Annotated in this window: 14 protein-coding genes; 4 read left to right on the top strand and 10 right to left on the bottom strand. The window is 50.6% G+C overall.

The features are described 5' to 3' along the window. Positions 1-18: 18 nt before the first annotated feature. A complete protein-coding gene (locus tag HMPREF2952_RS07550) occupies positions 19-729 on the top strand; it encodes an SAM-dependent methyltransferase (protein ID WP_070695457.1) in 711 nt (236 codons plus the stop codon). A gap of 95 nt (positions 730-824) precedes the next feature. Here the strand turns inward: HMPREF2952_RS07550 and yidC are convergent, their stop codons facing one another. The 4 genes from yidC to rpmH all read right to left on the bottom strand — a co-directional run bounded on the left by yidC (position 825) and on the right by rpmH (position 3,286). Further along, positions 825-2,471: a membrane protein insertase YidC gene (yidC, locus tag HMPREF2952_RS07545; protein WP_070695455.1), complete on the bottom strand. Its 1,647-nt coding sequence runs from the start codon at positions 2,469-2,471 to the stop codon at positions 825-827. Positions 2,472-2,589: 118 nt separating this feature from the next. Further along, positions 2,590-2,811, bottom strand: a complete 222-nt coding sequence (gene yidD, locus HMPREF2952_RS07540; RefSeq protein WP_003682178.1) for a membrane protein insertion efficiency factor YidD — start codon at positions 2,809-2,811, stop codon at positions 2,590-2,592. Next, entirely contained in the window at positions 2,808-3,149 is a 342-nt protein-coding gene (gene rnpA / locus HMPREF2952_RS07535; RefSeq protein WP_070695453.1) for a ribonuclease P protein component, read from the bottom strand. The genes yidD and rnpA overlap by 4 nt, the downstream gene beginning before the upstream one ends. Before the next feature lie 2 nt (positions 3,150-3,151). Continuing rightward, a complete protein-coding gene (rpmH, locus tag HMPREF2952_RS07530) occupies positions 3,152-3,286 on the bottom strand; it encodes a 50S ribosomal protein L34 (protein ID WP_002214728.1) in 135 nt (44 codons plus the stop codon). 319 nt (positions 3,287-3,605) lie between these two features. Here rpmH and dnaA point away from each other — a divergent pair, with 319 nt between their 5' ends. Then, on the top strand, positions 3,606-5,174 hold the full coding sequence (gene dnaA, locus HMPREF2952_RS07525) for a chromosomal replication initiator protein DnaA (RefSeq protein ID WP_070695451.1): 1,569 nt from the start codon (positions 3,606-3,608) through the stop codon (positions 5,172-5,174). Positions 5,175-5,280: 106 nt separating this feature from the next. Next, positions 5,281-6,384, top strand: a complete 1,104-nt coding sequence (gene dnaN, locus HMPREF2952_RS07520; RefSeq protein ID WP_004520410.1) for a DNA polymerase III subunit beta — start codon at positions 5,281-5,283, stop codon at positions 6,382-6,384. Between the two features lie 137 nt (positions 6,385-6,521). Here the strand turns inward: dnaN and HMPREF2952_RS07515 are convergent, their stop codons facing one another. The 6 genes from HMPREF2952_RS07515 to orn form a co-directional block, all read right to left on the bottom strand. Beyond that, positions 6,522-6,884, bottom strand: coding sequence for an ACP-like domain-containing protein (locus tag HMPREF2952_RS07515; protein ID WP_004520408.1), 363 nt, complete (start codon positions 6,882-6,884; stop codon positions 6,522-6,524). A gap of 298 nt (positions 6,885-7,182) precedes the next feature. Then, positions 7,183-8,769: an L-lactate permease gene (locus HMPREF2952_RS07510; RefSeq protein WP_049343536.1), complete on the bottom strand. Its 1,587-nt coding sequence runs from the start codon at positions 8,767-8,769 to the stop codon at positions 7,183-7,185. Between the two features lie 332 nt (positions 8,770-9,101). Next, the gene (locus HMPREF2952_RS07505; protein ID WP_049343538.1) at positions 9,102-9,737 is read right to left on the bottom strand and encodes a 7-carboxy-7-deazaguanine synthase QueE; all 636 of its coding nucleotides are present in this window, start codon (positions 9,735-9,737) and stop codon (positions 9,102-9,104) included. A 107-nt stretch (positions 9,738-9,844) separates the two neighbouring features. Beyond that, complete coding sequence (locus HMPREF2952_RS07500) at positions 9,845-10,216, bottom strand: DUF1304 domain-containing protein (protein WP_004520404.1); 372 nt, start codon at positions 10,214-10,216, stop codon at positions 9,845-9,847. Positions 10,217-10,290: 74 nt separating this feature from the next. Then, positions 10,291-10,713 carry a 6-carboxytetrahydropterin synthase QueD gene (gene queD, locus HMPREF2952_RS07495; protein ID WP_004520403.1) on the bottom strand — a complete coding sequence of 141 codons (423 nt, stop codon included), beginning with the start codon at positions 10,711-10,713 and terminating at the stop codon, positions 10,291-10,293. A gap of 63 nt (positions 10,714-10,776) precedes the next feature. Continuing rightward, complete coding sequence (orn, locus tag HMPREF2952_RS07490; RefSeq protein ID WP_070629759.1) at positions 10,777-11,334, bottom strand: oligoribonuclease; 558 nt, start codon at positions 11,332-11,334, stop codon at positions 10,777-10,779. A 133-nt stretch (positions 11,335-11,467) separates the two neighbouring features. On the opposite strand from orn, the gene dxs reads away from it, so the two are divergent. Next, positions 11,468-13,357, top strand: a complete 1,890-nt coding sequence (gene dxs / locus HMPREF2952_RS07485; RefSeq protein WP_049343543.1) for a 1-deoxy-D-xylulose-5-phosphate synthase — start codon at positions 11,468-11,470, stop codon at positions 13,355-13,357. The last annotated feature ends 13 nt before the right edge of the window (positions 13,358-13,370 follow it).

The raw sequence follows: 13,370 nt of genomic DNA, 5'->3' as shown, positions 1-13,370 counted from the left end.
TTTTTTGGAGCTGCAAGAATGAAACCGATTTTGTATTTGATTCCTACCCCTTTGGGTGCGCCTGATACGCCATGCCTGTTGCCGCATGAGCAACAGGCGATTGTCGGGCTGACGGATTTTGTCGTGGAAGCGGAAAAAACAGCGCGCGCGCATTTGAAACATTTGGGCGTGACTACGCCTATCCGCGAGCTGAATCTGCAAACGCTGAATGAACACACGGATTTGAAGATTTTGCCGGAATTGCTGAAACCTTTGCAAGAAGGGCGCAGTATGGGTATTGTCAGCGAGGCGGGTTGTCCGGCTGTTGCCGATCCGGGAGCGAATTTGGTGGCGTTGGCGCATAAACACGGTTTTGAAGTACGGCCTTTGGTCGGCCCGTCCAGCTTGTTGCTGGCGCTGATGGCTTCGGGTGCGAATGGGCAAAACTTTGCATTTAAGGGTTATCTGCCGTCTGAAAAAAGTGAGCGCATTCAGAGTTTGAAGGCTTTGGAACAACGTTCGCGCCAGCAGAATGAAACGCAGCTGTTTATCGAAACGCCGTATCGTAACGATGCGTTGTTGGCTGATGCGGTGGAAAACCTGCATCCTGAAACGCGCTTGTGCGTGGCTACGGACTTGACCTTGCCGACACAGGAAATCATCAGTCAGACGATTGCGCAGTGGAGAAAAAGAAAAGAAATGCCGAATTTGAAAAAACGCCCGACGATTTTTGTGTTGCATGCTGCTTAAAACTGGATTGGATTCAATCTCAAACTGTATTTGTTTGGGGAAATAAAAAAAGGCCGTCTGAACAACAGACGGCCTTTGTGTTGCCTAAGCTTTTATCAAGAAACGACTTCGCCTTGAGCGCGTTGTTTTTCGATGCTGCGGTTGATGTGCCATTGTTGGGCGATGGTCAAGAGGTTGTTGACTACCCAGTACAGAACCAAACCGGCAGGGAAGAAGAAGAACATGATGGAGAAAACCAAAGGCATGATTTTCATCATTTTCGCCTGCATAGGGTCGGTTGACGGCGGATTCAGATAAGTCTGTGCAAACATGGTCGCCGCCATAATAAAAGGCAGGATGTAGAAAGGATCCGGACGGCTCAAGTCGGTAATCCAACCCAACCAAGGCGCTTGGCGCAATTCTACGGAGGCGAACAATGCCCAGTACAGACCGATGAAGACGGGGATTTGCAACAGCATAGGCAGACAGCCGCCCAGCGGATTGATTTTCTCGTCTTTGTAAAGCTGCATCATGGCTTGTTGTTGCGCCATGCGGTCATCGCCGTATTTCTCTTTGATGGCTTGCAATTTAGGTGCGGCGGCACGCATTTTTGCCATAGAGCGGTAAGAGGCGTTGGTCAATGGATACAGTACGGCTTTGACGATGATGGTCAAAACGATGATTGCCCAGCCCCAGTTGCCGATGATGTTGTGCAGTTGGTTCAAGAGCCAGAAGAGCGGGGAGGCGAACCAGTGTACTTTGCCATAGTCTTTGGCCAGTTGCAGTTTGTCGGCGATGTTGGCGATAACGGAAGTGGTTTGCGGACCGGCGTACAGGTTGATGGCGGTTTCTGCTTTTGCACCGGCTTGGATGGCGGCTAAAGGCACGCTGACGCTTGCGCTGTACAGGTTGTCGTTGCGACGTTTAATGTCGATACGGCAGTCGCCTGCAGAGCATACGCTTTGGCCGTCTTTAGGCTGCAAAATCCAAGTGGACATGAAGTGGTGTTCAATCATGCCGAGCCAGCCGGTCGGGGTTTTGCGGATGTATTCGGCTTCGGATTTGCCGGATTTGGCATCGTCGTCCAAATCGGAGAAGCTGACTTTTTGGAAGTCGCCTTCAGGGGTGTAAACCACCGGGCCGACATAAGAGCGGGTGAAGTAACCTTGGCCTTCAGGTTCGCTGTGGTCACGAACGATACGGTAGTCTGCGCTCAGGTTGACGGGTTGGCCTTTGCTGTTGGTAATGTCGAAACGGACGTTAACCAAGTAGCTGCCTTTGGTAAAAGTATAAACTTTGTCGATTTTCAGGCCGTTGGTTTCAGGTGCGCTCAGGCGGACTTCAACTTTGTCGCCTTCCAAACTGTATTGTTTTTGCGGAGCGGTAAAGCTGATGCCTTTTAGTACGTTGTTACCTTGTGCGTCCAAAAGCTCGGATTGGGCAACGTAGGTGTATTCCTTGCCGTCGTTAAACAGGACGAAAGGTTTGTGTTTGTCACCGGTTGCTTTGTATTGCAAGAGGGTCAGCTGGCGCAGATCGCCGCTTTTTTCATCGATGACGGCTTTGACCGTGTCTGTGGTAACGGTAATGGGGGTGGCTGGAGCAAGCGCGGCTTCGGCAGCGGCTTTTGCCGGAGCAGCGGCCGTTTGCTGTTGCGCGGCTTGTTGCGCCGGATTAGGTTTGGGGCTGGGGAAAAAATGTTCCCAGCCGGCAAAAATTGCCACTGAAATGGCAAAAAACGCCATTAGTCTTTTAAAATCCATAAGAGATTCCTGGAATTGACGGATAGGTAATCGAGATGAAAACTGCTTCAGACGGCATTATATAGAAACCGACGGGAAATTAAAGGAAATCGTGTTCTTTAAATGGTTGACAGCAGCATTATGGAACAGGGTCATGTCCGTGTCCGCCGAAAGGATGGCATCGTGCGATGCGTTTGATTGCCAGCCATCCGCCTTTGAATGCGCCGTATTTTTTGACGGCTTCGACTGCGTATTGTGAACAGGTCGGGGTATAGCGGCAGCGCGGCGGAATGAGGGGGCTGATGCAGTATTGGTAAAAGCGGATGAGTGCAAGGAGGAGCTTGGAAAGCAGGGTATTCATCGGCGTTTTTTCATCAGCTGGGCAAGTTGGTCTCGGGCTTCAGGGGCGGTTTCCCGATTAAACGCCTGACGCACGCGCACAACAAAATCATGCGGCGGCAGTTGGTGTTGATTCAGCCTGAACCAGTCGCGGATGACGCGCTTCATGTAATTGCGCTCATGGGCGCGTTTGGCGGTTTTTTTGCTGACGACCAAGCCAAGGCGCGGATGGCCGAGCGCGTTGTCTGCGGACTGTGAGACTTGCAGCAAATCGCGGCTGCGTCGGTTTTTCAACGCAAAAACGGATGAAAAATCATCCGTTTTTAATAAGCGATACTGCTTCGAGAAGCCGTAATTCAAAATTATACAGCCAGGCGTTTGCGGCCTTTGGCGCGACGGGCAGCCAATACTGCGCGACCACCGCGGGTTTTGGAGCGAACCAAGAAGCCGTGGGTGCGTTTGCGTTTGGTAACGGAAGGTTGATAAGTGCGTTTCATGATGTTTCCTAAAAATTGGTAGATAATTAAACCGTGAATTACACTCCAATTTGCCGCTTTTGTCAATCAATATAAAAACTTTTCGTTGGACAAAGTGTGACAACGGGTTTTATGCATTGATAGAATTTGTGGATAAAATTTTGCGGCGGTTGTGGATAAAAAAGAGCAGAATGGGTATAATCGCCCAACCTTGCTTTTCTCTGTGCGCAAGGCCGTCTGAAAGCAGCGGGAGTATCGTAAAAATTTGATTTTTATCGGATTGCCTGTCTGCTCTGCCTTCTTGTATTTCCCAAATCTTCCATTTTCCGAGCTTAATCTCATGACGTTAGCTGAATTTTGGCCGCTGTGCCTTTGCCGCCTTCACGAAATGTTGCCTGCCGGGCAGTTTGCGCAATGGATTGCGCCTTTGACCGTGGGCGAAGAAAACGGCGTATGGGTGGTGTATGGTAAAAACCAATTTGCCTGCAATATGCTCAAAAGCCAGTTTGCCGCCAAAATTGACGCCGTGCGTGCCGAATTGGTGCCTCAGCAGGCTGCTTTCGCGTTTAAGCCGGGCGTAGGTACGCATTATGAAATGGCGGCTCAGACTGTTGCGCCGGTGCAAGTGCAAGAAATCATTGAAGTTGAAGAATTTGTAGAGCCTGTTCAAATGCCTTTGCAAACTGTTGCGGTAGTGGAAGAAGACAGGCCGTCTGAAACGGTTTCCAAGCCTGCAGCTGCCATGACGGCTGCCGAGATTTTGGCGCAACGCATGAAAAACCTGCCGCATGAGCCTCAAGTGCAAACTGCCGCTCCGGCTGAGTCTAAAGCAGTTGCCAAAGCTAAAGCCGACGCGCAACACGATGCGGAAGAAGCGCGCTACGAACAGACCAATCTGTCGCGCGACTATACATTTGAAACCTTGGTGGAAGGTAAGGGCAACCGCCTTGCCGCCGCAGCCGCCCAGGCTATTGCTGAAAATCCGGGGCAGGGCTACAACCCGTTTTTCTTATACGGCAGTACCGGTTTGGGTAAAACCCACTTGGTGCAAGCCATTGGTAACGAATTGCTGAAAAACCGTCCTGATGCCAAAGTGCGCTATATGCACTCGGACGACTATATCCGCAGCTTTATGAAGGCTGTGCGCAACAACACTTATGATGTGTTCAAGCAACAATACAAACAATATGACCTGCTGATTATCGACGATATTCAGTTCATCAAAGGCAAAGACCGTACGATGGAAGAGTTCTTCTATCTGTACAACCATTTCCACAACGAGAAAAAACAACTGATCCTGACGTGCGACGTATTGCCTGCCAAAATCGAGGGTATGGACGACCGTCTCAAGTCCCGTTTCTCATGGGGCTTGACTTTGGAACTCGAACCGCCCGAATTGGAAATGCGCGTGGCGATTTTGCAGAAAAAGGCAGAAGCAGCCGGCATCAGTATCGAAGACGAAGCCGCTCTGTTTATCGCCAATCTGATCCGCTCCAATGTGCGTGAGCTGGAAGGCGCGTTCAACCGTGTCAGCGCCAGCAGCCGTTTTATGAACCGTCCTGTCATCGACATGGATTTGGCGCGTACGGCTTTGCAGGATATTATTGCCGAGAAACACAAAGTCATTACCGCTGACATCATCATCGATGCGACAGCCAAATACTATCGTATTAAAATCAGCGATATATTAGGCAAAAAACGCACGCGCAACATTGCCCGTCCGCGCCAAGTTGCCATGAGCCTGACCAAAGAGTTGACCACGCTCAGCCTGCCTTCTATCGGCGATGCCTTTGGCGGCCGCGACCACACGACTGTGATGCACGGCGTCAAAGCGGTGGCGAAACTGCGCGAAGAAGATCCCGAATTGGCGCAAGACTACGAAAAACTGCTGATTTTGATTCAGAACTGACTCAATGCAATTTCAGACGGCCTGATGTCAATATGAGGCCGTCTGAAAACAAAAAAATATTTTAAAATACCCAAATCAACCGATTTCAAATTCAAAGGAATGGAACATGCTGATTTTACAAGCCGATCGCGACAGTCTGCTCAAGCCGTTGCAAGCCGTTACCGGTATTGTCGAACGTCGCCATACTCTGCCGATTTTGTCCAATGTGTTGCTGGAAAGCAAAGACGGGCAAACCAAACTTTTGGCAACCGACTTGGAAATCCAAATCAATACCGCCGGCCCTGAGAGTCAGGCAGGCGATTTCCGCATTACGACCAATGCTAAAAAATTCCAAGACATCCTGCGCGCCCTGCCAGACAGTGCGTTGGTGTCCTTAGATTGGGCGGACAACCGTCTAACTCTGCGCGCGGGCAAATCCCGTTTTGCCCTGCAAACCCTGCCTGCTGAAGACTTTCCGTTGATGAACGTCGGCAGCGACGTCAGCGCGACTTTCTCGCTGACTCAAGAAACCTTCAAAACCATGCTTTCGCAAGTGCAATACAGCATGGCGGTTCAAGATATCCGCTATTACCTCAACGGCTTACTGATGCAGGTTGAGGGTAATCAACTGCGCCTTGTTGCAACCGACGGCCACCGCCTTGCTTATGCGGCCAGCCAAATTGAAGCAGAACTGCCGAAAACGGAAGTAATCCTGCCGCGCAAAACGGTATTGGAACTCTTTAAGCTGCTGAACAATCCGTCCGAGTCCATCACCGTTGAGCTTTTGGACAATCAAGTACGCTTCCAATGCAATGGTACAACCATCGTCAGCAAAGTCATCGACGGCAAGTTCCCTGACTTTAACCGCGTGATTCCTTTGGATAACGACAAGATTTTCCTCGTATCCCGTACCCAGCTTTTGGGTGCGCTCGAGCGTGCCGCCATTCTTGCCAATGAAAAATTCCGTGGCGCGCGACTGTTCCTGCAGCCTGGTTTGCTGAGTGTCGTATGTAGCAACAATGAGCAGGAAGAGGCGCGCGAAGAGCTGGAAATCGCTTATCAAGGCGGAGAACTCGAAGTCGGTTTCAACATCGGCTACCTGATGGATGTGTTGCGTAACATCCACTCCGACGATATGCAGCTTGCTTTTGGCGATGCCAACCGTTCAACGCTGTTTACCGTGCCGAACAATCCGAACTTCAAATACATCGTAATGCCGATGCGTATTTGATTTGGAAAACAAACAAAAAGAGCGTGTAGGGTACACGCTCTTTTTTATAGGCTCGAATCAAAAGGCCGTCTGAAAATTGTTTTTCAGACGGCCTTTCTATCAAACCGGAATGATTCGGTTAAATAGGAAAACTGGGATTAACGTGGACGTGGTTCGCAGTTTTTCACCAGGAATGAGCCGTTAGGGGCGTTTACGCCAACTACTTCAGAAGTAGTGTGGGTGTTTTTGTCGATGAAACCGGCAGACATTACATAGCCTTTACGGTTGGTGAAAGTAGTGCCAGTGCTGTCAGAACGTTTTTTGTCGACAACCAAAGAGGCTTTTTTGCCACCGGCGTTTACGTCGGCAGTAACTGCACGGCCGCTACGGTCAAAGCCGTACATCACGTTCAGTGATTTGCCACCGTCACAACGGTAAGAAACGAAGCCGGCAGGTGCAGCGGCAGCAGAGAAGGAAACAGTAGCCAATGCGGCTGCAGTGATAACAGAAAGTAATTTCATGATCTAAGCTCCATATGAGGGTTGTGTGTTATCTTGCAAAGTGAGAAAGGGTTTCCGTTTGCAGATGAAGCGTATTTTAGGCGTTTTGTCGGTAGTGGCAATTAGGTAAATTGCAAAACAGTGTTTACTTATGATTACCCGATTGTTTATTAATAGAAAGTTGTTTGTGATTTGGTGTTGCAAAGTAGTTATGTGGGTTGTTGCGGAATATATACATTAATGATTCTTTAAGAAATATAGCGAAAGAATACAAAAAAAGGCCGTCTGAATGTTCAGACGGCCTTTGATATGAAGCGGTTTACAAGAAGAAAATTGCAGCCACAGTCACGGCGATGATGCCGTAGATGGTCATTGGGATGACAGTTTTCTTGATGATCGCACCTTCGGCGTTGTTCACGTTCAACACGCTGCATACGGCGATGATGTTGTTGATGCAGACCATGTTACCCATTGCGCCGCCGACGGATTGCAGGGCGAGGATGAGGGTAACGGACAGGCCGGTATCAAGCGCGATTTGTTGTTGAATCGGACCAAAAGTCAGGTTGGATACAGTGTTGGAACCGGAGAAGAATGCACCGATTGCGCCAAGGTAAGGGGAGAAGTACACCCAGTGTTCGCCTGCCATCGCGGCAAACTCTTTACCGATGATTTTCACCATGGAGTCATCGCCGCCAACCATCATCAGCTGAACCATAATCAGCGCACCCATCAGGGCAAGCAGAGGTTTTTTGGTTTGGTTGAAGGTTGCCGCGTAGAAAGACCATGCATCTTTGAATTTGGTTTGGTACAGCAGGATGCAGATCCAAACGGTGAAGACAAACGGAATCCAAGCCGGAACGTAGAGGGTTTGGTAGGAAGCGTTCACGCCTTGGCCGAAGATGTTGCCGAAGGTAATGGTCAGGGAGTCGCTGACGGTAATTTTGGATAAGTCAAACGGCAGTTGGAAGCTGAACCATTCTTCTTTACTGGTCAGCAGGCCTTTGATGCCCAACTGTTTGATACGGGTTACCACCAGCATGCCGATCAGCATACCCAAAGGAGCCAGTGCTTTGGCAACTTGTGCGAAAGGTACTTTTTCTGCATTCGGGTCTTTGGCGTAATCTTTGCTCAAGCCCCAGCCGCGGTTTGCTGCGAATACGGACACCATCAGGCCGATTGCGCCGGCAACCAGAGATGGGAATTCTTCATTGACCATCGCCAATGCAACGTAAGGAAGGGTACAGGAGAATACGGCGATACCGATAAAGCCCAGGTTTTTACGGATTTCAGCCCAAGGTACGATGAAGCTCAAGCCGATGACGGGGATGATGAAACCAGCAAAGAAGTGCATGACGCCGGTTTGCATACCGATTTCCATAATGCTCTTTTGATCCAAGCCCAAAGGCGCAAAGCCGAACCAAGTCGGAGTACCTACTGCACCGAAGGAAACAGGTACGGAGTTCATCACCAAAGCGAAGATGGCTACTTTTAACGGGTTGAAGCCCAAGCTCATCAGGATTGGCGCGGCAATGGCGGCAGGCGTACCGAAACCGGACGCGCCTTCAATCATAAAGGCGAAAGACCAGCCGATGATCATCAATTGGGCAATCGGGTTCGGGCTGATGGTGGCCAGCCATTTGCGGATGACGTCGATACAGCCGGTGGTTTCCATCATGCGGTTGAACATAATGGCACCGAAAATCACGGTAATCGGGGTCAGGGTAGAGACGAGGCCGGACGCGGCTGTTGCGTTGAGCAACATGGCGTTGTCGCCGAAATAAAACAGTTTGATGGCATAAATCAGCGCGGCGGTAATCGGCAGCGCGACGTAGGACGGCATACTGTTTTTCTTAACCATCAGCCAGATCAGCAGCACGATGGGAAAAATACTGAGAAAGAGAGCCATGGGATTATCCTCGGGGCAACGGGCATCATAACCGTCAATCAATGGCGGTTTGATGCGATGTGTTGAGTAATAGATGTTTTTCGAATAAGGATTGCCACCTTTTTAGATGCAATCAGTTATCAGGTAAATTGGTTTTACCAATTTATGAAAACTGTTGCACACTTTACGTAATCTTATGTAATCGGTCAAGGGGTTTGTAATAAAAAAGGCCGTCTGAAATAGGGTTTTCAGACAGCCTGAGAGCATTGCCAGTAGTGCATTTGGTTGAATATGGAATGGTATTTACATTAAATATTTTGTAAAGGTTTTGTTTTTAATTGATTTCAAACGAATTATTCTATTCCTGCCCATTTATGCGTTTGTACGCTCAGTTGCCAATGGACGGGGGCGTCGGCTCGGCTGTTTAACACGCCGATTTGGCGGATGGTGTCGTAGATATTCATTGCGCCGTCTTGTTCGCAGGGGGAAAGATAGTAATGTCGGGCGCGGATTTTGCGTTCCATCTCTTGGCAAAACGAAATGACATCACCGTCGGCGACAATGCGCACTTCGTCTGCTTTCTCGATGCAACTTTTTTCGTATTTAGCGGCGTAACAGGCTTTGGGACTGGTGGCAACGTAGTCGATTTGCGGCGGCGCGGGGTTGAGGCCGTTGGTTTCGATACACAGAAAATAGCCTTCGGCTTTGAGTGCATTGAGCAGGGTATCCAAATGCGGTTGGATGGTAGGTTCGCCGCCGGTAATGATGATGTTGCGCGCCGTGTAGGTTTTCAGACGGCCTAAAATATCGGACAGGCTCATCATGCCGAATTTAAGGTAGTCGGTATCGCACCAGCTGCACGCGAGATTGCATTTGCCCAAACGGATGAAAACGGCGGGCATGCCTGTATTCCAGCCTTCGCCTTGCAGGCTTTCAAAGATTTCGACAATGCGGTATTGGGGATTGTTCGGCGTGATGTGAATGGTCATGAATGTCGGGTGTGTGGGATTGAATCGTTGTGGTGAAGCGTTTTGAGAAATCGGTTGAGGCAGCCATTCTTTCTGTCAGTTCAATAGGAAAGAATGGCTGGGTGTGCTTAAGCGGCAATGACGGCTGCTGCGGCCAAAAATGCCGGCAAGCCTTGTTTGAGCAAAATGCTTTTGTTGCCGGATGAAAACGCGCCCCATGCGGCGGCGATGAGGACGAAGCCGAGGAACAGGATGGTCGCGCCGTAAACCGCGTTGTCGGGTGCGGCAAAGCGCGCCCATACCAAGCCGATGGCGAGGAAGCCGTTGTACAGGCCTTGGTTGGAAAACAGGGTTTGTACGCGTTTTTGTTCCATAAATTCGTAAGGCATGTTGAACAGCTCTGACGCTTTTTCGCTTGGGATTTGCGTCATTTCGAGCCAGGCGATGTAGAAGTGTTCGACAGCGACGAAAAGGACGAGGAGGGTGGAGATGATTTTCATGAAGATTCCTTTTGATGTTTAGCGTATGGATATGTTGGGGGAACAGGCCGTCTGAAAAAATACAAAATGCCGGTTTATTCCCCTTCATATTCCGCATACGAGGTCGGCGTTTCCCATAGTTTCACGCTGCACACTTTGACACCGGCGTTTTTCAGACGGCCATACATTTCTACGCTCATGTTTTCGGCGGTGGTGCGGCAGGGCAGGCGCAGGGTTTTCATGTTCCAGCCTTCCAAAAGCGCGGCGATTTGGCTTTCGCGTTCGTTGTTGCCGTGATAGATGAAGGCATGGTCGAACGGGTCGTTGATGTGTTGTTTGACGATGGATTTCAGGTCGGTAAAGTCCATCACCATGCCGTCTTTTGCGCCGCCTTGGATAACGGGCGCGGAGACAGTGATTTCGAGTTTGTAGGTGTGGCCGTGCAGGTTTTGGCATTTGCCGTCATGCCCGTCGAGCATGTGCGAGGAATCGAAGGTAAAAATTTTGGTGATTTTCATGAGATGAGGGAAGCTGATGAGGCCGTCTGAACGGTGTAAAACCTGTTTCAGACGACCTTGGGATTATTGTTCGGAAGGGAGTTTGAGGAAATGCTCGCGATAATGGCGCATTTCTTCGATGCTTTCGAGGATGTCGTCCAATGCCTTGTGCGAACCGCGTTTGACCACGCTTTTGGCGACGGCCGGATTCCAGCGTTTGGCCAATTCTTTCAGCGTGGATACGTCCAAGTTGCGGTAGTGGAAATAGGCTTCTAAGCGCGGCATGTATTTAACCATGAAGCGGCGGTCTTGATGGATGGAGTTGCCACACATGGGCGTGGATTTTTCGGGTATCCATGCGGACATGAAGTCCAACAGGTTTTGCTCGACTTCGGCTTCGGTTAGACTGGATTCGCGCACGCGTTGGGTCAGGCCGGTACGGCCGTGGGTGGCGGTGTTCCACTCATCCATGCCGTCGAGCAACTCGTCGCTTTGATGGATAACGTAAACGTCCGATTGCGCCAGTACGTTCAAATCGGAATCGGTAATGATCATGGCGACTTCGATAATGCGGTCGTGTTCCGGGTTGAGGCCGGTCATTTCCATATCGAGCCAGCAGAGATTGTTTGCGTTTTGGGTCATTTCAGACGGCCTTGTGTTTTCAGTTGGCAGTATTATAAAGGATAAAGGTTCGGGCCGTCTGAAAGCATTTGTAACAAGTTGTGCAATCTCTTGATATAATCGTCCGTTACACAAAAAATCACCGCCAAAAATCATGAACCCAAGCCCTTTGCTCGACATTATCGATACGCCTCAGGATTTGCGCCGTCTGGAGAAAAAACAGCTGCCGCAAGTCGCCGCCGAATTGCGCGAATTTCTGTTGGATTCCGTCGGTAAGACGGGCGGCCATTTCGCCAGTAACTTGGGCGCGGTCGAGCTGACGGTGGCCCTGCATTATGTGTACGACACGCCCGAAGACCATTTGGTTTGGGATGTCGGTCATCAAAGCTATCCGCACAAAATCCTCACCGGCCGCAAAAATCAAATGCACACCATGCGCCAATACGGCGGTTTGGCCGGTTTTCCGAAACGCAGCGAGTCTGAATACGACGCCTTCGGCGTGGGGCATTCTTCCACATCCATCGGCGCGGCATTGGGTATGGCCGTTGCGGACAAACAGTTGGGCAACAACCGCCGCAGCGTTGCCATCATCGGCGACGGAGCCATGACGGCGGGTCAGGCGTTTGAAGCCTTGAACTGCGCAGGCGATATGGATGTCGATTTGCTGGTCATCCTCAACGACAACGAAATGTCGATTTCCCCCAATGTCGGCGCGTTGCCGAAATACCTCGCCAGCAACGTCGTGCGCGATATGCATGGACTGTTAAGTACCATCAAAGCCCAATCGAGCAAAGTGTTGGACAAATTGCCCGGCGCGATGGAGCTTGCCCAAAAAGTCGAAAATAAAATCAAAACCTTGGCAGGCGAAGCGGAACACGCCAAACAGTCGCTGTCTTTGTTTGAAAACTTCGGTTTCCGTTATACCGGCCCGGTGGACGGCCACAATGTTGAAAATTTGGTGGATGTATTGAAAGACTTGCGCGGCCGCAAAGGCCCTCAGTTGCTGCACGTCATCACCAAAAAAGGCAATGGCTACAAATTCGCCGAAAACGACCCTGTCAAATACCACGCTGTCGCCAAGCTGCCGAGCGAAGTGCCTGCCCCGGAAGTGAAACCTGCAGCGGCTAAACCGACTTATACGCAAGTGTTCGGCCAATGGCTGTGCGACCAAGCAGCGGCTGACGAGCGTTTGGTTGCCATCACGCCTGCCATGCGCGAGGGCAGTGGCTTGGTTGAGTTTGAACAGCAATTCCCCGACCGCTATTTCGACGTCGGCATCGCCGAGCAACACGCCGTTACCTTTGCCGGCGGTTTGGCATGCGAAGGCATCAAGCCCGTCGTGGCGATTTACTCCACTTTCCTGCAACGCGCTTACGACCAGTTGGTACATGACGTTGCTTTGCAAAACCTACCTGTTTTGTTCGCCATCGACCGTGCAGGTATTGTCGGTGCAGACGGCCCGACCCATGCCGGTTTGTACGACTTGAGCTTTTTGCGTTGCGTGCCGAATATGATTATTGCCGCACCAAGCGACGAAAACGAATGCCGCCTGCTGCTCTCAACCTGCTATCAGGCAAATTCGCCGTCTGCCGTCCGTTATCCGCGCGGTACAGGCACGGGCGCAACCGTTTCAGACGGCCTGGAAACCGTTGAAATCGGTAAAGGCATCATCCGTCGCGAAGGCGAGAAAATTGCCATTATCGCCTTTGGCAGCATGGTTGCCCCATCATTGACCGCCGCCGACAAGCTGAACGCGACCGTTGCCGACATGCGCTTTGTCAAACCGATAGATGAAGAACTGATCGTCCGTCTTGCCCGAAGCCATGACTACATCGTTACCGCTGAAGAGAATGCCGAACAAGGCGGCGCAGGCAGCGCGGTGTTGGAAGTGTTGGCGAAACACGGCATCTGCAAACCGGTGTTGCTGTTGGGTGTAGAAGACAAAGTTACCGAACACGGCGACCCGAAAAAACTGCTGGACGACTTGGGTTTGAGTGCCGAAGCGATTGAAAAACGCATTGCCGGCTGGATTAAGGCCGTCTGAAAAATGATTAAAA

The sequence above is a fragment of the Neisseria sp. HMSC068C12 genome, from assembly GCF_001814095.1.
Lineage (GTDB): Bacteria > Pseudomonadota > Gammaproteobacteria > Burkholderiales > Neisseriaceae > Neisseria > Neisseria perflava.
The sequence above is the reverse complement of the archived record's forward strand: the minus strand, read 5'-3'. Positions and strand labels throughout refer to the sequence as shown.